The organism is Psychrobacter sp. AntiMn-1, from assembly GCF_001854065.1.
Taxonomy (GTDB): domain Bacteria; phylum Pseudomonadota; class Gammaproteobacteria; order Pseudomonadales; family Moraxellaceae; genus Psychrobacter; species Psychrobacter pacificensis.
Genome location: NZ_CP012969.1, coordinates 913,562 through 930,379 on the forward strand (window position 1 = coordinate 913,562; position 16,818 = coordinate 930,379).

At 46.2% G+C, this 16,818-nt stretch carries 15 protein-coding genes and 1 other annotated feature; of the genes, 7 read left to right on the top strand and 8 right to left on the bottom strand.

Translation table 11 applies throughout. The features are described from left to right. The first annotated feature begins 32 nt into the window (after window positions 1-32). Window positions 33-1,252 (top strand): IS3 family transposase gene (locus AOT82_RS03705; protein ID WP_379542907.1). Its coding sequence is split into 2 segments (ribosomal slippage): window positions 33-309 and window positions 309-1,252, totalling 1,221 coding nucleotides; the frame shifts between segments, so codons are not numbered across the junction. Beyond that, window positions 308-424, top strand: a sequence feature (AL1L pseudoknot). (Overlaps the previous gene by 117 nt.) Here the strand turns inward: AOT82_RS03705 and AOT82_RS03710 are convergent. From AOT82_RS03710 to AOT82_RS03730, 5 genes are read right to left on the bottom strand one after another with little or no spacing between them, the layout of a single operon-like run. Then, window positions 1,216-1,908, bottom strand: a complete 693-nt coding sequence (locus tag AOT82_RS03710; RefSeq protein ID WP_071001865.1) for a Hint domain-containing protein — start codon at window positions 1,906-1,908, stop codon at window positions 1,216-1,218. The two genes, AOT82_RS03705 and AOT82_RS03710, sit on opposite strands and share 37 nt — an antisense overlap. A 29-nt stretch (window positions 1,909-1,937) precedes the next feature. Continuing rightward, window positions 1,938-2,759, bottom strand: coding sequence for a hypothetical protein (locus tag AOT82_RS03715; protein WP_071001866.1), 822 nt, complete (start codon window positions 2,757-2,759; stop codon window positions 1,938-1,940). Window positions 2,760-2,788: 29 nt separating this feature from the next. Next, window positions 2,789-3,778 carry a Hint domain-containing protein gene (locus AOT82_RS03720; RefSeq protein WP_071001867.1) on the bottom strand — a complete coding sequence of 330 codons (990 nt, stop codon included), beginning with the start codon at window positions 3,776-3,778 and terminating at the stop codon, window positions 2,789-2,791. A gap of 18 nt (window positions 3,779-3,796) precedes the next feature. Further along, window positions 3,797-5,458, bottom strand: coding sequence for an RNA repair transcriptional activator RtcR (rtcR, locus tag AOT82_RS03725; protein ID WP_071001868.1), 1,662 nt, complete (start codon window positions 5,456-5,458; stop codon window positions 3,797-3,799). Between the two features lie 45 nt (window positions 5,459-5,503). After that, complete coding sequence (locus tag AOT82_RS03730) at window positions 5,504-6,391, bottom strand: alpha/beta hydrolase family protein (RefSeq protein ID WP_167669370.1); 888 nt, start codon at window positions 6,389-6,391, stop codon at window positions 5,504-5,506. A gap of 286 nt (window positions 6,392-6,677) precedes the next feature. Here AOT82_RS03730 and AOT82_RS03735 point away from each other — a divergent pair, with 286 nt between their 5' ends. The 6 genes from AOT82_RS03735 to AOT82_RS03760 all read left to right on the top strand — a co-directional run bounded on the left by AOT82_RS03735 (window position 6,678) and on the right by AOT82_RS03760 (window position 13,460). Beyond that, a complete protein-coding gene (locus tag AOT82_RS03735; protein WP_071001870.1) occupies window positions 6,678-7,910 on the top strand; it encodes an RtcB family protein in 1,233 nt (410 codons plus the stop codon). Window positions 7,911-7,985: 75 nt separating this feature from the next. Next, the gene (locus tag AOT82_RS03740; RefSeq protein WP_071001871.1) at window positions 7,986-8,714 is read left to right on the top strand and encodes a hypothetical protein; all 729 of its coding nucleotides are present in this window, start codon (window positions 7,986-7,988) and stop codon (window positions 8,712-8,714) included. Window positions 8,715-8,725: 11 nt separating this feature from the next. Further along, complete coding sequence (locus tag AOT82_RS03745) at window positions 8,726-9,184, top strand: DIP1984 family protein (RefSeq protein ID WP_071001872.1); 459 nt, start codon at window positions 8,726-8,728, stop codon at window positions 9,182-9,184. 343 nt (window positions 9,185-9,527) lie between these two features. Next, window positions 9,528-10,631, top strand: a complete 1,104-nt coding sequence (gene rtcA, locus AOT82_RS03750; RefSeq protein ID WP_071001873.1) for an RNA 3'-terminal phosphate cyclase — start codon at window positions 9,528-9,530, stop codon at window positions 10,629-10,631. A gap of 121 nt (window positions 10,632-10,752) precedes the next feature. Then, window positions 10,753-12,576 (top strand): FMN-binding glutamate synthase family protein, encoded by a 1,824-nt coding sequence (locus AOT82_RS03755; protein ID WP_071001874.1) that lies wholly within the window; start codon window positions 10,753-10,755, stop codon window positions 12,574-12,576. A 74-nt stretch (window positions 12,577-12,650) separates the two neighbouring features. Beyond that, the gene (locus tag AOT82_RS03760) at window positions 12,651-13,460 is read left to right on the top strand and encodes a phosphodiester glycosidase family protein (protein WP_071001875.1); all 810 of its coding nucleotides are present in this window, start codon (window positions 12,651-12,653) and stop codon (window positions 13,458-13,460) included. 156 nt (window positions 13,461-13,616) lie between these two features. Here AOT82_RS03760 and AOT82_RS03765 read toward each other — a convergent pair whose 3' ends face one another. The 3 genes from AOT82_RS03765 to AOT82_RS03775 all read right to left on the bottom strand — a co-directional run bounded on the left by AOT82_RS03765 (window position 13,617) and on the right by AOT82_RS03775 (window position 16,687). Then, entirely contained in the window at window positions 13,617-14,840 is a 1,224-nt protein-coding gene (locus tag AOT82_RS03765; protein ID WP_071001876.1) for a vWA domain-containing protein, read from the bottom strand. Window positions 14,841-14,897: 57 nt separating this feature from the next. After that, window positions 14,898-15,746 (bottom strand): AAA family ATPase, encoded by an 849-nt coding sequence (locus tag AOT82_RS03770; protein ID WP_071001877.1) that lies wholly within the window; start codon window positions 15,744-15,746, stop codon window positions 14,898-14,900. 308 nt (window positions 15,747-16,054) lie between these two features. Continuing rightward, window positions 16,055-16,687: a hypothetical protein gene (locus tag AOT82_RS03775; protein WP_071003642.1), complete on the bottom strand. Its 633-nt coding sequence runs from the start codon at window positions 16,685-16,687 to the stop codon at window positions 16,055-16,057. Window positions 16,688-16,818 lie beyond the last annotated feature (131 nt).

Consider the following 16,818-nt stretch of genomic DNA (forward strand, 5'->3'; position numbering starts at 1 on the left):
TCGGAGACTTAACATTCTGAGAGAATACGACAATGAAAAGACAAACCTACACTCCTGAGATTAAAGAACGCGCCGTCCGTATGCTGATCGAAGCAGCAAACGACTATCCCTCCACATGGGCAGCCATTCAAGCCATTGCCCCTAAGATTGGCTGCACGCCTGAAACCCTGCGCTCATGGCACAAGAAGCATATAGATCAAACTATCCCTGCATCGGTACAAGCTCAAAGCCAAGAGCAACGTATTAAAGATCTTGAACGTGAGAACAAAGAACTCAAACAGGCCAATGAGATCATACGTAAGGCAGCCGCTTTTTTCGCCCAGGCGGAGCTCGACCGTCCACCGAAATAATGGTCACATTTATCGATGATCACAAGCAGAAATACGGGATCGAGCCAATCTGTAGAGTACTACCGATTGCCCCATCAACCTACTACCGTACTAAAGACTTGGAGAGTTACCCTGAAAAGCGCTCGTTGCGTCAGCAGCATGACGATTATTATATCAACGAGATTAAACGCATCTGGCAGGACAGTAAATGCCGTTACGGTGTTCGTAAAGTCTGGCAGCAGATGAAGGCAGATGGTATTCATGTGGCTCGTTGTACGGTAGAGCGTTTAATGAAGCAGTATGGTATGCAAGGCATCTGGCGCGGTAAGGGCAAGATCACCACCAATAGCCGTGATGACCAAAAATGCTCTGATGACCTGATTAATCGTAATTTTAATGCCCATCGTCCTAATCAGCTATGGGTAGCTGACTTCACCTATATAAAAACAACTAGCGGCTGGGTATATACCGCTTTTATTATTGACGTGTTTGCCCGTAGCATTGTCGGTTGGAAAGTATCTAATCGCATGAACACGGATATGGTTATGGCTGCGCTAAATCAGGCGATAGCAGACAGGAACAACCCCAAAGATGTGATTCATCACAGTGATCGCGGGGTTCAGTACTTATCCATTCGTTATACTGATAAGATGAAGGACTCTAGCATCATTGCCTCGGTCGGCACGACTGGTGATTCATACGATAACGCACTGGCTGAAACGGTTAACGGGCTGTATAAATCTGAGGTAATTGACTATTTAAAGGAGAATTGGACTGGCGTTAATGATGTTGAACTGGCAACCCTTGAATGGGTGGACTGGTTTAATAAAACACGTCTGCATAGCACGATTGGTTATGTGTCACCTTTTGAGTTTGAAAAGCGGTATTACGATAATTTAACCCTGTCAGGCATCGCTGCCTGACTCAAGTAAATCACTCTCCGATATAGTCGGGGCGGTTCAGCCCTTTCATTAATAACCAACTTGGCATCGGAAGTTTGCATATTAACGGTTTTGATCTCTTCTTTGAACGCTTCTTCTGTATTGGCTAAACTGACAAACTGGTAGCCATCATCCGTAAATCTCACAAACTGAACCAGACCGTCTGTCTCCCATAAGTCATGTTCCTCAATACTTTGAGTATAAGCTGTACCTTCAGGGAAGTTCGGCAAGGTACGCACAGGGATGAACGAGTAATCATCAAGCGCAATCGTATCACCATGAGCAGAGGTTAGATATCCAGCTGGCAAGCGCTCCGCCGATAGCCATTCACCCTCTAAATCTTTAGGCTGGCGAGTTACCCAGAATGGGTGATTGCTGGTGCATAAGATATAATTGCTACCCTTTTCTCCTCGCGCATCAGCGGTCTCATTAAAATACTCAACTTTAAAGATGCGTTTCTTACTGGGTGATTTAAAAGTGCTGAGTACGGGTTTGTACTCTATATCACCACTACCATCTTCAGACTTAGAGGATACAGGCTTTGATAAAATGAGGTCGCCGACTTTAATATCTTGAATCGGTACTAGACCTTTGTCCGTATGAACGAGCGTGCCTGCAACGAAGCCTCTGTTATTCATGAGTTTTCCTTTTTTTATTATTGATATGGTTAGCTATTTAAACTGGCGTCATGTACCCATAGTCCTACGCGACCAATGAAGTAGGTATGGTTGTCTGCCACCTCAAAGTTATAGACGGTTGCCTGATATAAAATGTGTTCACCTTGCGCGTTGGTCAATTGATTGAACATCCGCATGGTGCCTCCATTATCTTCAATATGTTGGCCCAAATAGCCTTTCTCCTGATAAAAGCTAATGTCATCAACATATCCCATACCCTTATATTCTACTTCGCTGTAGTCGAGCATATGCGCTTCGGCATCTTGTACATAATCATCGTAGTAGTCTTCATGATAATGTTTTTGATACCAGTAATAATTTGGATTGAATTCTAAATTATCATTAGCGACTTGATAGGTAGGTTGCACACGCTCAACGGTATACATTACGCCATCGGTATTCACAGCAATTTCATACTGCTGTAGTTCATCCACACGTTTAAAGTGAGGCTGGTCATAGAACTCAATATCTTCCTGTGGGTTTTCCATGGCACCGACTACCCAAACAGGGTGATTGAGCGTCGCTAGAAAACTACTAAAGCGACTAGCTGACTTGTATGTTTGATAATCAACCATCTCTCGATCTTTATTAAACTTCTCAAGATTTTTCTCTAAACGCACGATCCACATCTCTTTGTCTTCATGCACAAAGGTCTTGACCACAGGCTTATACTCTATGTCACCGCTACCATCTTCAGGCTTAGAGAGTACAGGCTTTGATAAAATAAGGTCGCCCACTTTGATATCTTGAATCGGCACTAACCCTTTATCCGTATGAACGAGCGTTCCTGCGACAAATCCTGTGTTATTCATGAGTTTTCCTTTTTTTATTATTGATATGGTTAGCTATTTAAACTGGCGTCATGTACCCATATAGCCTGCTCTCCTATAAAATAGGTATGTGTATCAGCGACTTCTATATTATAAACATAGTCCTCGTAGGGGTTCGGGCAAGCGTCATAGTAGTTCTCCATTTGCTCATGGATACTTTCCTCTGTTAAACCCGTTGCATTGCCATATTTTCTAAGATTACTTACTGCTTTTTTGTATAGAGATTCATCAGAAATCTTATTGTCTTTTACTACCTTGCCATTAAACATTAAAGGTGCGTTGACAAATTCTATATAGCTTTCTACTGAATGAGAATGAGGAGCCGTATCTTGTGCTAAGCGAATGTTCAAAGTTTTATATAATTCCGAGTCAACTAAGAAGGGGGCTTTTTGATTGATAAGCAACTTAGCATCAGAGGTTTTCCAGTTCAATGTTTTAATCTCATGCTCAAATGCTTCTTTTGTATCCGCCAAGCTCACATACTGATAGCCACTATCTGAAAACTTCACAAACTGAACCAGACCGTCTGTCTCCCATAAGTCATGTTCCTCAATACTTTGAGTATAAGCTGTACCTTCAGGGAAGTTCGGCAAGGTACGCACAGGGATGAACGAGTAATCATCAAGCGCAATCGTATCACCATGAGCAGAGGTTAGATATCCAGCTGGCAAGCGCTCCGCCGATAGCCATTCACCCTCTAAATCTTTAGGCTGGCGAGTTACCCAGAATGGGTGATTGCTGGTGCATAAGATATAATTGCTACCCTTTTCTCCTCGCGCATCAGCGGTCTCATTAAAATACTCAACTTTAAAGATGCGTTTCTTACTGGGTGATTTAAAAGTGCTGAGTACGGGTTTGTACTCTATATCACCACTACCATCTTCAGACTTAGAGGATACAGGCTTTGATAAAATGAGGTCGCCCACTTTGATATCCTGAATCGGCACTAACCCTTTATCCGTATGAACGAGCGTTCCTGCGACAAATCCTGTGTTATTCATATCCTCTCCTTTTTAATATTATCGTTTTAATCCATCAAACCTCAGCCCAAACTTTAGCAGATACTTCCGCAGTCGGTCGCTGTCATTGTTACTTTTTAGCTGGTTTCTGGAGTTGGCATACAGATAGCGCCCTGCCGCCGCTTGGCTGCTGTGCTGATAGCAGACCTCAATCACATACGCCAGCTGCACCGCATCAAACGGGTCGAGCGCGTCTTTGTCGTCGCTTGATAGATGGCGGCTCAGCACCGTATCTGCGTGCGCTTGCTGCTCAGTTAGGCTGGGCGTATCCGCCTTGTCCACTTGATGTTGCGCGCTACTAGGTAATGCCCACAGATGCTTAAGGCGGGTGATTTCTGCCTTAACATCGGGCATACGAATCACTTTGCCCTCGCACAATGTCGTTAAGCGCGTCATACTGGCGCTTAAATCACGAAAGTTGCCCTGCCACGTCGCCTCAGAACTCATGGCAAAGTCTTCAAAGTACGCACGCGCCTCAGGCTCAAAGCGGTACTGGTACTGCTGCTCGCTGCCCAGACGCGCCAGCTCGTAATCAATATTGGCGGGTAAGTCCTCGATACGGTCTTTTAACGACGGTAAAAAAAACGTCCACGTGTTCAGACGCGCAAACAAGTCGGCACGAAATTCGCCGTCCGCGACCGCTTGGCGCAAATCCTTATTCGTCCCTGCCATCAGCTGAAACGACACATCAATGGGCGTATCGCTACCGAGCGGATAAAAGCGCTGCGCCTCAAGCGCAGTCAAGAGCATCGCCTGTTCGTCCAGCCCCAGCTCGCCGATTTCATCCAAAAACAGCAAGCCACCGTCCGCTGATTTGAGTAGCCCCTCACGGCTCGACGCCGCGCCCGTAAACGCGCCTTTGACATGACCAAACAGCACGCTCATTGCCGTATCGCCGCGCAAGGTGGCGCAGTTGACTTCGACGAACGCGCCGAGTGCCTGTTTGTTGTTGGCTTTGTTTTTCTTGAGCGTATAGATTTGCGTTGCCAGTTGCGACTTGCCCGCCCCTGTCGCGCCCATCAATAAAATCGGCGCGTTGGAGCGCGTGGCGACTTTTTCAATATCAGCAATCAGCTGTTGATAGGCGGCGTTTTGGGTAACAAGATTGGCTTGTAAGGTTTGCCAATGCTGGGCTTTTTCGGCCTCAAAACGCGCGCGCAAACTGTCATAACGCGACACGTCCAAATCAATGACTTGATAGCGCCCTTGTGGGTCGTATTGGTCAGGCTTGGGACACGGCGAGGTCTGAATCAAATCGGCAGGCAAAAACCCCGCCTCAACCAGCAAAAACCAGCAAATCTGCGCCACATGCGTCCCTGTGGTCAGATGCAGCAGATAGTCTGTGTCTTCACGAAAGGCGAAGCCTGTGACAAAGTCATACAGCTCAGCATAGACATCGGCAAAATCCCACGGACTCGCCAGCGTCACCCGATGCCCAATGACTTTGGTATTGGCGCTGACCTGCGCCACATCATCAACGATGACGTTGAACAGTCGCTTGTCGCGCTTGCTATAGAGGATATGCAGCTCATCGACCAGCAGGTCATCATGCAGGCACAGGCTGACGCTCGGCCGCCAGCGCTGCCAACGTTTGTCATTAAAGCCGTTGTCCAAGGTCGTACCGAGAAAGCCGATAACGGCGGTTTTATGACATTTAATCATGTTGCTTTTACTCATAATAATGCGCTTGGCTTATTGGTTTTGATGTTACTTTTTGATTGCCCACGACTTCATACTGTCAATAGACAACGGCTCGTCTGCCATAATCTGCTGCGCAAGGTGACGATTCAACGGATACAGCACGCTAAAGTGCTCGTGCCGTGCAATAAACGCACAGTGCAGCATGGGGCTTTTGTTCTTATCACACATCGGCTTTAGGTCGCGATAGTTACCGTCACGCTTGCCCTCAATAATCCACGTCGGCATGCGAATATCATTCGTCCAGTTTGCAGGCGCACGCAAATCCATTTCGCGTTGCTCATCACCAGTAAAGTCAACCTCTTGCAAAAACATCGTCTCTTGCGTAGCGCCAAAGCTAATCACTTCTTTAAACAACTCAGGATGCGTGCTGCTCGCCACCTCACTGACCAATAGCGCGAGCGTGCCGCCCGTACTGTGCCCGCCCAAATAGATACGGCTGCTATCGACATATGGCAGGGTCGCCAAATATTCTGCCGCCGCGATGACATCATCGACTTCACCATAATTCACTTCGATATTGCCCGCATTGTCATTGCCACCGCGCAAGGTGGGAAACATCATGATCACGCCAGCATCACGATATGGGCTGGCGGTTTGGTCATTTTGCCTTGAGCCTTTGCGCCAAAAGTCCGCCAGCGTGTTGGACTCACCGCCCGTTATCCAAACGATAGCAGGATGCTTGTCGCCATCGTTTGGATCGGGCGTGACAAAGGCGGCGAGCGACATGCCGTCACTGTCATAGCGCACGCTGTCAAATAGGGCTGCGGGCGGCTTGGGCAATGGCATTTGCATGGTGGGCGCAACTTGTATCGAGGTCTGATAATTGCCGCGTAGCGATGCCAAAGACGGCGCAGCAAAACAACTGCTGATGCTCACGCCTAGTAAAATCGCCATGCTGAATAAGCGTTTGTTAGAGACAACGTTATGCTTTGTTTTATATTGAACCTTCACCATTACACACAATTCCTTTATAGAATAAAAGCTATATTTATAGAATAAATTATATCTTTATTTACTTGATTAAAGTCCATTTTTTTATAAAAAAAGAATTTAAAATGTTTTTTATTATTCAATATCAAATGCTTATAAAAATAAAAACTATCTTTCCCAAAAACTGGCACACCCTTAGCAGTATATAAAGTACAGACAGAACATTTTTATAAAAAACTAAGGAGACACTATGCAGCCTATCAATCACAATATCATTCAAGACGGTGGCACCCCTATCCGCCTATGGACCAAAGGCGTGCCTGTCGACCCAAAAGCCCACGACCAGCTGATTAAAGCCTCACAGATGCCCTTTATTTATAAGTGGCTCGCGGTGATGCCTGATGTCCATGTCGGTATCGGTGCGACCATCGGTACGGTGCTGCCGACCAAAGAAGCGATTATCCCAGCAGCGGTCGGCGTGGATATCGGCTGCGGCATGATGGCGGTGCAGACCACGCTGTCCGCAGATGATTTGCCCGACAACCTGCACGGTCTGCGCACCGAGCTGGAAAAAGCCATTCCGCATGGACGCAGCAAGACACGCGGTCGCGGCTCGCGCCGTGACGTGGGCGCGTGGGCGAACCCTGATGATACCGTGATGAATGGCTGGGGTACGCTGGTCGATGATTTTAATTATCTGACCCAAAAGCATCCCAAACTAAAAAACACCAACAATCTAAAGCATTTGGGCACTCTGGGTACAGGCAATCACTTTGTTGAGGTGTGCCTTGATGAGACCAATCAGGTGTGGATTATGCTGCATTCAGGCTCACGCGGCGTGGGCAATGCCATCGGGCGCTACTTTATTGAGCTGGCGCGTGAGGACATGCGCAAATGGTTTATTAACCTGCCTGATAAAGATTTGGCGTATTTTGCTGAGGGGACTGAACATTTTGACGATTATTGGTTTGCGGTTGGCTGGGCGCAGCGCTTTGCCTTTAAAAACCGCGAAATCATGATGGAAAAAGCCATCCAAGCGCTACGCACCATCGTGCCAAAACCGTTCGATGCTGCGGTAAAAGCGGTCAACTGTCACCACAACTATGTGGCAAAAGAAGAGCACTACGGCGAGGAAGTCTTTGTCACGCGTAAAGGCGCAGTGCGCGCACGCGTCGGCGAATACGGCATCATCCCAGGGTCGATGGGCGCAAAATCCTTTATCGTCAAAGGTAAAGGCAACGAAGAATCGTTTTGCTCTTGCTCGCATGGCGCAGGTCGCGTGATGTCACGCACTGAGGCGAAAAAAGTCTTTACTATTGATGACCAAATCGCCCAAACCAAAGGCGTAGAATGTCGTAAAGACGCAAACGTGATTGACGAAATCCCAGCGGCGTACAAAAATATTGAAGACGTGATGAGCGCACAAAGTGACTTGGTGGAAGTGGTACATACCTTGCGGCAAGTGGTTTGTGTGAAGGGTTAAACCAAAATATTTAAAAAAATCAGTTAATTATATTACTTTAACCTATATTAATTAATCCAAAAAATAAGGCTAAATATGATTCCCCAGACATTTATTGAAACAGCAGGTGATATTCTAGGTAGCACCGAGAAAGGCTTATCAGGCTCTAAAATTGCTAGTTTATTTGCAGCATACGCAGTTGACTATAACACTGATATTCCTTATACAAGTTATCCCTTTACAGTATCCACACCTAATAAAAGGTATGCCTTAAAGAAAAACTTAAGCTCGTTTAACCCTAAACAACAATTTAAAATCATAAAAGAACTTTGCGAGCATCCGGAAATTAAAGACTTACCTGAAGTTAGAGATCTTAAGATCAAGCTGTTGACACGCTTTAAAGGTTTGAATACTGACATAGACACGGTCAATGAAATTTTAGTAGATGAAACTAGATTTTGGTTAGATGACTATACTAAATCCCTAGAACAATATAACTATGCTTTAGAAAAATATAAAGGAAATATATTTGAGAGAAACTTGTTAGATGACCTTCGACTATCGTTAGAGCTATTAGTAAAAGAAATACTAGGAAATTCCAAGTCTTTAGAAAATCAGCTTACTGATATTGGTACATTTATTAAGAGGAATAATGGCTCCCGAGAACTAGTAAATATGTTTGTAAAGCTAATTGATTATTTTACTAAGTATCAAAACGATTACGTCAAACATGACTCTCAAGTTATCGAAGAAGAAGTTGAGTTTATCCTTGAAATAACCTCTTCATTTATGAAACATTTCATTAGAATGAAAAATAGAATTTAAGGAAAACTAAAATGAAACTCGCAGAAGCCCTACTTATCCGCAGTGATATGCAAAAAAAGCTGGCGCAAATCAAAGGACGCATTCGCAGCAATGTAAAAGTCCAAGATGGCGATACGCCAAGCGAAGACCCCAATCAGCTATTGATGGACGCAAGCCAGCTGATTACCGAGCTGTCCGCGCTTATCGCCCGTATCCAGCGTACCAACGCGGTGGCGCTGACGGACAACAATCAATCGATGCTGGCGCTGCTCGTTGAGCGCGACACCCTTGAGATGCGCCACAAGCTATTGACCGAGTCGATAGCCGCGACCGAAACCGAGGTCGATCGCTATAGCCCGCGTGAGATTAAATGGCAAGTGATGGTCTCGGTCGGCGCATTGCAAAAGCAAGCGGACGATATTGCCATGAAGCTACGTCAGCTTAACATTGTCATTCAAGCCAACAACTGGCAAATTGACCTTGTGGACTAGGCGCTTACCTAGCTCATTAAACCTTTTTTAGCTTTGTCTGTCTGATAATGGACAGACCACCCTTTTGAAATCGACTGGGCGAGTGTCAGACCCCGCGACCCACAGCAGGGGGTTGAAAATATACTGTCGTGGCTGCTACGCGTTGTGGGCAGGCGCATTTTTTACCACTTATGCCCCGCACATGGCACTTGGCACAATGCACCATTTAGACCTTACCACCAGACACTGACAGTCGGTTTCAATCTTATTTTAAATGCGACCCGAAAAGTATTGGGAAGCATTTTATTATGCCCATTAACGACACTACCAATCAATAGTCTTACAAATCATAAAGACATTTATCATGCCAGCATCAACACGTAAAGCCCTAAAAATCGACGGCAGCACAGGCGAAGGCGGTGGACAAATCATTCGTACGGCACTGTCATTATCGATGCTCACAGGCACACCGATTGAAATCACCAATATTCGTGCTGGACGCGCCAAACCCGGATTGATGCGTCAGCATTTGATGTGTGTACAAGCGTCACAACAGATATCAAACGCTAGCGTATCGGGCGCTCATTTAGGTAGTATGGCGTTCACCTTTACGCCAAGCACCGTGCAAGCGGGCGATTATACCTTCGATATCGGCTCGGCAGGCAGTACCAGTCTGGTGTTACAGACGCTACTGCCTGCCCTACTCTTTGCCAATGCTGACTCAAGCAACAAGTCCACCGTTACCATCATAGGCGGCACGCACAATCCGTTAGCGCCAACCACCGACTTTTTGCAGCACGCCTTTGTGCCGCTACTTGCCAAGCTCGGCATGCAGGTCGAGATTGAGTGCGTGCAAGCGGGCTTTGCCCCTATCGGCGGCGGCGCGATTAAAGCAACTGTTGCGCCATTTGTGCGCCGTGCTAATGCTTCACGATTAGACCTCACGGAACGCGGTAAGCTTGTCAGCACGGAGCTGGTCGCAAGCGTGCTCAATCTAGAATACGATATCTGCCTGCGTGAGCTTGCCAGCGCCAAAGCCGCGTTGATTGAAGCGGGTATGGATGAGGCGCTTATCACAACACGCGGTAATAAATTATACGGCATTGGTGAAGGCAATACCTGCTATGCAAAAGTCACTCACGAGAGTATTAGTATCCAAAATCACAAAGAATATCACTCTGAAATATTTACGTTACTAGGAGAAAAACGCAGCTCAGCAGAAAAGATAGGTGGTCGTTTGTCAGGCTTAGTAAAGCGTTATTTGTTTGACACCGATGCGCTGATTGATGAATATTTGACCGATCAGCTGCTGTTACCGTTAGCCTTAGCAGGCGGCGGTGCGTTTAGCGCGCGGGTTATTAGCGAGCATAGCAAAACCCAAGCATGGCTCATTGAGCAGTTCTTACCCGTTGCGATCACGTTTGATGCTATAGACGATGAGCAAATATTAGTCAGAATCACCTGCTAAAATTTGCCAGCATTAGTATACTGTTACCCAATGATACCGACGTGGCGATAGTATCGGTGTATGATATACGCTACAAATTTGAGCGTCTTATCTATATTTACAATGACTGTTGAGCCTTGCTATGCCTGAATCTCGTACCAATCTACACCCTGAACCCAAAACCAGCTCGCCGTATTTTGTCGGGTTGCTGCTGCGCTATAGCACGCTGGGTGCAGCCATTTGTCTATTATTAGCCGGATTGCTGCTGATGCACGGTTGGCTAATTGTGATTGGCGGTTTTGGCGTAGGACTCGGTATTTATGATCTGATTCAGTCCAAGCATTCAGTGCTAAAAAACTACCCGATAGCAGGACATATACGCTACGTACTAGAGGATTTTCGTCCTGAGATTCGTCAGTATTTGCTTGAAGATGACAAAGAGCAGGTGCCATTTTCACGCCAGCAGCGCGCGCTAGTGTATCAGCGGGCAAAGAACGTCAGCGATACCAATGCGTTTGGTACGCTGGACAATCTTTATACTCATGGTAAAGAATGGTTTTTGCAATCTGCCATTAGCCAGCCGTTAGAAAACAAAGACTTTCGTATCACTGTTGGCGGCGAGCGTTGTAAGCAGCCGCATGATATGTCGGTATTTAACATCTCCGCGATGAGTTTTGGCAGTCTGTCCGCAAACGCCATTATGGCACTCAATCAAGGCGCAAAAATAGGCGGATTTACACATGATACGGGCGAAGGCGCAATCAGCCCTTATCATCGTAAGTTCGGTGGTGATCTGATTTGGGAGTTGGGTACAGGGTATTTTGGCTGCCGTGATGCCGAAGGCAATTTTGACCCACAGTCTTTCGCCGAAAAAGCTGTCGATCCACAAGTCAAAATGATCGAGATCAAGCTGTCGCAAGGTGCCAAACCGGGTAAAGGCGGCGTGTTGCCATCGAGCAAAATCACTCAAGAGATTGCCGATACTCGCCAAGTGCCGACAGGTCAAGACTGTATTTCGCCCGCTTCGCACACCGCGTTTAGTACACCGCGTGAGCTTGTCGCCTTTTGGCAGCAGCTACGCGAATTATCTGGCGGCAAGCCTGTTGGCTTTAAGCTATGCGTGGGTCAGCCTTGGCAGTTTATGGCGATTGTCAAAGCCATGATAGAGACGGACAACTATCCTGATTTTATTGTTATTGATGGTGCCGAAGGCGGTACAGGTGCGGCGCCTGTTGAGTTTATGGACAATGTCGGCATGCCGATGGTCGAAGGGTTTTTGCTTGTTCACAATACTTTGGTCGGTGCAGGCATTCGTGACAAGATCAGACTTGGCGTCAGTGGCAAGATCGTCTCAGGGTTTGATATTGCACGGATGATTGCGCTAGGTGCCGATTGGTGTAACTCGGCGCGTGGCTTTATGTTTGCGGTTGGTTGTATTCAGTCGCGCTCTTGTCACACCAATACTTGCCCGACAGGCGTGGCTACCCAAGACCCTTACCGTCAAAAGGCGCTCGATGTCCCTAGCAAAGCAGAGCGCGTGGCAAGCTTCCATAAAAACACACTCAAGTCATTAGCCAGTATCGTCGGTGCGGTGGGCTTACAGCATCCGAGTCAGCTACAACCTTATCATATCGCCCGCCGTCTAGATGACGGGCAGATTAAGCTACTATCTAAGTTTTTCTACTTTACGGATAAGGGCGCATTACTTGACAATAGCGCGCGTGCGGATATTTTCAATCAAATGTGGGTGATGGCCAATCCTGATAGTTTCTTAGCCAATAATGATGCGCTCATTGCTTATAACAAAGACTCTCGTGATAAAGGTAAAGAGACTGGCGCACCAACCGAACATCGCGCTGGATACAGCTCTCCATACAGCACCGATCATGCGATCACAACCGATGGCGGGCAGCTCATCGGCAATGTGAATAACACCTTCCGTGACTATCCGCCCAGTAGCGACTAAAAGCGAGTACCCAAGATTTATATATGAATCAGTAGCAAACCACAAATACCACTATGTTAAAAGACGTGTGATTGATGCCAACCTCCATTTTGACCTTATTGTTATCATTGATAGTGCTTGCGCTTGGCCTTAGCGCTTGCCAGCAGACCAATACTGAGACTGTCAATAGCGACACAGACAACTGGTCATGTCAGACAAAAGACTCGCCATTTACTTATAGCGTGTGCCGCGTGGATGCAAGTGGATTAACAAGCGATCGTTATTCACTGCAGCTGTTTTGGCAAGCCTCTAATGACCAATCACTACTAACCTTTGATACGTTGCTATCTACTTTACCAAAGACTGAAACTCTAAACTTTGCCATGAATGCAGGAATGTACAACGAAAACTATGCACCAATTGGTTACACCGTCATCAAAGGCAAAGAAGTCAAATCGCTCAATCTAAAAGAAGGTGGTGGCAATTTTCATTTATTACCCAATGGCGTTATGTGGTGGGACAAAACTGGTCACGTACAAATCACCGAAAGCCACGCTTTAGATGAACAGATAAACAATGGCAACGCACAGCCTTGGTATGCGACGCAATCTGGTCCTATGCTAGTCATCAATGATGAGATACATCCCGAGTTCAATCCTGATAGTACCTCCATCAAACTGCGTAATGGTGCAGGCATTTGTGACGATGGCAGCATACAATTCGTCAATACAGATGAGCCTGTGACGTTTTATCAGTTTGCGACTCTATTCAAAGACGAGTTAGATTGTCCAAATGCGCTGTTTTTGGATGGCGGCATTGCCTCAGCACTGTATGCACCCAGTATCGATAAGCAAGACAAAAAAGAGATGGGCGTAATGATTGGACTGGTTGAAAACAAAAGCTAGCATCTATCGTCACCATAGCATTTGTCACTAATATGCCTTCTCAAAATTGGCACTACTTAACATAAAAAAGCATTTAAATTAACATAAAAAAGCACTTAAAACGATCACATCGTCTTAAGTGCTTTTTTCATATTACTCGTCCAATGTAGACTAATACTACCGCGCCATGTACTGGGTCATTTCCTCAACACCATGCAAGGTCATCGGATACATCTTATCTTCGAATAGCTTTTTGATCTCAACGATGGTTTGCGTGTACTGCCAATAGCTTGGGGTTTCAGGATTGAGCCACGCCACTTTATCAAAATGATCAAGTACACGCCTTAGCCATACAATACCGGCTTCATTGTTCATATACTCGACACTACCGCCCACGGTCATCAGCTCATAGGGCGACATCGATGCATCACCGACGAAGATGACGCGATACTCGCGCCCATATTTATTGAGTAGCTCAAACGTTGGCATCAGTGCGCTATGGCGACGATTATTGTCTTTCCATACATAGTCATATAGGCAGTTATGAAAATAAAAGAACTCTAATGTTTTAAATTCATTCTTTGCCGCAGAGAACAATTTCTCAAGTGCTTCAACATGGATATCCATACTACCGCCTACGTCAAATAGCATTAATACTTTGACACGGTTGCGGCGCTCGGCTTGCATATGTATGTCAAGCACGCCCTTTTTGGCAGTACGTTTAATGGTCTCATGAATATCGAGCTCGTCAGCGCTGCCTGTGCGCGCAAACTGACGTAGGTTGCGTAGTGCCATTTGGATTTGGCGGGTACCAAGTTGATTATCATCATCAAGATTGCGATATTTACGCTGCTCCCAGACTTTCGCCGCGCTACGTTTACGCGATTCACCGCCGACGCGCACCCCTTCTGGATGGTCGCCATAAGCACCAAATGGCGAGGTGCCACCTGTCCCCACCCATTTACTACCACCTTGGTGACGCTCTTTTTGCTCTTGTAACCGCTCCTCTAACGCTTTCATCAGCTCCTCAAGCGAGCCGTATTTTTTGAGCAGGCGTCTTTGCTCTTCGGTTAAGTTTTTTGGATCGAGCTTTAGATCGAGCCATTCTTTAGGCACATCGGTCAGCTTAGCCAACAGCGCATCCATATCAAGGCTATCCACCCCTTCAAAATAGTCTGCCATTGCCCGATCAAATTTATCAAAATGGCGCTCGTCTTTGACCATGCACAGCCGAATCAGCCGATACATATCCTCACGGCTCGCAAAAGTCGCCAGTGCTGGATCTTCAGGATGCGGCTGCATCATCAGGCCCTTATCTAACGCGGCATTAAGATCAAGCAGCTCACGCGTACTGACTGGTACGCCGTAAGTCCGCAAGGTATAGAATAGTTTTATGAACATAAGAGACGCACCACTGATTGACGTAAAACAAAAAAAGCACTGAACACTTAGACGCGCTTAACGACGCATCATATTGGCAAAACGCTGTAGTAAATTCACATCGGCTTCGTTTTTCAGCAATGCACCGTATAATGGCGGAATGGATTTTTCGCCGCGTAAGTTTTCTTCTAACTCATCCTGCGCCATGTCATCAGCGAGCAATAACGTCAACCAATCGACCAATTCAGACGTTGATGGTGGTTTTTTAAGGCCTTGGATATTGCGCAGCTTGTAGAATATATCCAACGCGTCGTTGACCAATTTTTCCTGAATATCGGGGAAATGCACCTCTATGATTTGGCGCATGGTTTGCTCTTCTGGAAAGTCGATGTAATGGAAGAAGCAACGACGCAAAAACGCATCGGGCAGCTCTTTTTCATTGTTTGATGTAATGATTACTACTGGACGCTGCGCGGCGGTAATGGTCTCGCCCGTCTCATACACATAAAACGACATCTTATCGAGCTCATGCAGCAAGTCATTAGGGAACTCGATATCGGCTTTATCGATCTCATCGATTAGTAGTACGCTGCGCTCGGTGCTAGTGAAGGCATCCCACAGCTTGCCCGGCTTGATGTAATTGCCAATCTCATAAACCTTGTCATCACCCAACTGCGAGTCACGTAGGCGCGATACCGCATCGTACTCGTATAAACCCTGCTCGGCTTTAGTCGTCGACTTGATGTGCCACGTAATCAGTGGCATCCCTAGACTCTCAGCAACCTCTTCGGCAAGTAAGGTTTTGCCCGTACCAGGTTCACCTTTGATAAGGAGCGGCTTTTGTAATGTCATGGCCGCATTCACTGCCAGTTGTAAATCGTCTGTGGCGATATAATTTTGAGTGCCGGTAAAGGTTTGCTTGTTCATAATCAGGTCTCGATTGTTGTTATAGATAAATTGTTATGAATATATGGTTATAAATAAGTAGAACTAAAAATTTGATAATGAATAAAAGATAAATTAGATTAGCACAGCCTGAGGCATTGCCAAAATACTCATGCGTTCGCCTTTGTGAGCAATGGTTGGGTGCCTCTCATAATTCTCAATAATTCATAAGGTTGCCAGACGATTTGGCATAAAAAAAGACACGCATGGGTGTCTTTTTTTATCATTACTCGATTACTTTACTGGCTCGCCTGCTTATTTATTACACCGTACAAACAGACTTCAGCGTTTTAGCGATTGTCAGCATCAGTATTCTTAGACAAGCCATTCTGTTTTTTTAAGTCAACATGACTTTTAGTATTACTGCTCTCAGGCTTAGCGGCTAGGGCCGTATCATCAGACTGCTCAGTCAACGTAGAACCTTCTGCCAAATAACTGCCGGTCGTCAGTTGCATTGTCGCTTGCGTATCCTCTGCCGTACGGCTGCGGGCTTTGTCCAAGCTCGATGCGAATGCGCCGCGTATCAGCTGCCACATAAAACCGATAAACAAACCGATGACCAGTACCACCAATATTGGCAGCATATTGGCAATCGCGCCTGCAAAGTCCTTCATCATAACAGCGTAGACGACGCTGATACTGGCTGGTGCAATTTCACTAGAGTCACCAAGCGCTGTGCCGGGTGCCAATAACACTGCAAACAGTATCATCCAACTCATACCGCCCAGTGGTTTTGGCAATATGCGAGCGACTAGCAACCATAACACCAATACCAAAATGGAACCACCAAGATACGCATACATTGGCAAATCGGCGGGCGGTACATCTTTCACCATTTGGCCCCACCAAATAGCAATCTCACCGAGAATGTCACTAATAGATTCTAATGGTAAGCTGTGCAAAATATTTTTTAACCAATCCATACGTGTTTCACTACCTGCGTTTATCACCGTTGACACGTTATGTGCCTAGCAGTGTATGGTGCGTTCTGTCGTACCAAAATAAGATCAAATACAGTATCGATGCACACATCATGTGCGTTTCTATCTGTATT

Excerpts from the sequence above, each read along its gene's own strand:
- AOT82_RS03710 (WP_071001865.1), bottom strand. The coding sequence starts at position 1,908 with ATGAATAACAGAGGCTTCGTTGCAGGCACGCTCGTTCATACGGACAAA.
- AOT82_RS03715 (WP_071001866.1), bottom strand. The coding sequence starts at position 2,759 with ATGAATAACACAGGATTTGTCGCAGGAACGCTCGTTCATACGGATAAA.
- AOT82_RS03720 (WP_071001867.1), bottom strand. The coding sequence starts at position 3,778 with ATGAATAACACAGGATTTGTCGCAGGAACGCTCGTTCATACGGATAAA.
- rtcR (WP_071001868.1), bottom strand. The coding sequence starts at position 5,458 with ATGATTAAATGTCATAAAACCGCCGTTATCGGCTTTCTCGGTACGACC.
- AOT82_RS03730 (WP_167669370.1), bottom strand. The coding sequence starts at position 6,391 with ATGGCGATTTTACTAGGCGTGAGCATCAGCAGTTGTTTTGCTGCGCCG.
- AOT82_RS03735 (WP_071001870.1), top strand. The coding sequence starts at position 6,678 with ATGCAGCCTATCAATCACAATATCATTCAAGACGGTGGCACCCCTATC.
- AOT82_RS03740 (WP_071001871.1), top strand. The coding sequence starts at position 7,986 with ATGATTCCCCAGACATTTATTGAAACAGCAGGTGATATTCTAGGTAGC.
- AOT82_RS03745 (WP_071001872.1), top strand. The coding sequence starts at position 8,726 with ATGAAACTCGCAGAAGCCCTACTTATCCGCAGTGATATGCAAAAAAAG.
- rtcA (WP_071001873.1), top strand. The coding sequence starts at position 9,528 with ATGCCAGCATCAACACGTAAAGCCCTAAAAATCGACGGCAGCACAGGC.
- AOT82_RS03755 (WP_071001874.1), top strand. The coding sequence starts at position 10,753 with ATGCCTGAATCTCGTACCAATCTACACCCTGAACCCAAAACCAGCTCG.
- AOT82_RS03760 (WP_071001875.1), top strand. The coding sequence starts at position 12,651 with ATGCCAACCTCCATTTTGACCTTATTGTTATCATTGATAGTGCTTGCG.
- AOT82_RS03765 (WP_071001876.1), bottom strand. The coding sequence starts at position 14,840 with ATGTTCATAAAACTATTCTATACCTTGCGGACTTACGGCGTACCAGTC.
- AOT82_RS03770 (WP_071001877.1), bottom strand. The coding sequence starts at position 15,746 with ATGAACAAGCAAACCTTTACCGGCACTCAAAATTATATCGCCACAGAC.
- AOT82_RS03775 (WP_071003642.1), bottom strand. The coding sequence starts at position 16,687 with ATGGATTGGTTAAAAAATATTTTGCACAGCTTACCATTAGAATCTATT.